Source organism: Moorena sp. SIO3I6 (genome assembly GCF_010672095.1).
On sequence record NZ_JAAHHU010001519.1, the window covers coordinates 1 to 1193 of the forward strand.

Genomic DNA, 1193 nt, shown 5'->3' on the forward strand with positions numbered 1-1193 from the left:
GAATCACAAAATCACTCAGGAAAACGGAATTTCACTAATACTAAGGGGTATAAATCCTCCAGTTATGGCTGTCTTGGTCATGACTGGGCTAGACAAAAAATTAATTCTAGACCCCTCATATAACCCGACAACAATAGCTGTCAATTGGTCAAAGGCTCAGTTACCCACAACTCACCCATCTACACGCTCTTGGGCTAAGCGATGCTTAGATATACTGGGGGGAATAGTAGGTTTAGCAATTACGGCCATATTATTTATTCCCATTGCGATCGCAATTAAACTCGATAGTCCTGGCCCAATCTTCTTTAGTCAAATTCGCTGTGGTTGGATGGGTAAGAGATTTCGGATCTGGAAATTCCGCTCGATGTATACTGATGCGGAAGCTAAGAAAGATAGCGTTCAAAATCAATCTAAGGATGCCAAGATATTCAAAAATGAAAATGACCCTAGAATCACCAGGGTGGGTCGGTTTTTGAGGAAAACTAGTTTGGATGAACTACCCCAGTTCTGGAATGTCATTAAAGGTGAAATGAGTTTGGTGGGTACTAGACCACCGGTACCTAAGGAATTGGACATCTATGAGGTTCCAGAGTGGCAACGGTTGAATGTTAAACCGGGAATGACTGGAGAGTGGCAGGTGCATGGGCGATCCCAAGTTCGGGATTTTGCAGATATCATTAAACTGGATTTACGCTACCAACGAAACTGGAGCTTAATGTATGACCTTAAGGTCATTATAAAAACCATTTTTATCTTGTTGTCGAAAAATAATGGAGCCGTTTAGTATGAAAAAAAACTCGGTAAAATTCCGGATATAAATTAAATATAATGGTAAATGGATTAGAGTATTCTCTAGGAATAGGTTTTCCAGTAAACAAGCATGAAAGTTGCCCTAGTTCATGATTATCTAACGCAAAAAGGTGGAGCAGAACGGGTATTTGAACTGCTTTGTAAGCGCTTCCCTAGTGCTGATGTATTCACATCCTTGTATGATGCCCAGAACACCATTGACCTAGGTGAGCGCCTAGTGCATACCACCGGACTTCAGAACATTCCAGGGTCAACAAAATACTTCAGACTCTTGGCTCCGTTTTACTATCCAGCTTTTCGAGCCTTGGATTTAGAAAATTACGATTTGATTATCAGTAGTTGTTCAAGCTTCGCAAAGGCGGTCAAGAAAAAATTAGGAGCCA

General features: G+C 41.1%; 1 protein-coding gene and 1 pseudogene. Both read left to right on the top strand.

Annotated features, from left to right (window positions below):
• Nucleotides 1-784 (top strand): sugar transferase (locus F6K49_RS50825; protein ID WP_293110510.1); only part of this gene is annotated, 784 nt, incomplete at its 5' end.
• A gap of 96 nt (nt 785-880) precedes the next feature.
• Nucleotides 881-1193 (top strand): annotated as a pseudogene (locus tag F6K49_RS50830) (glycosyltransferase family 4 protein); the annotation flags it as partial.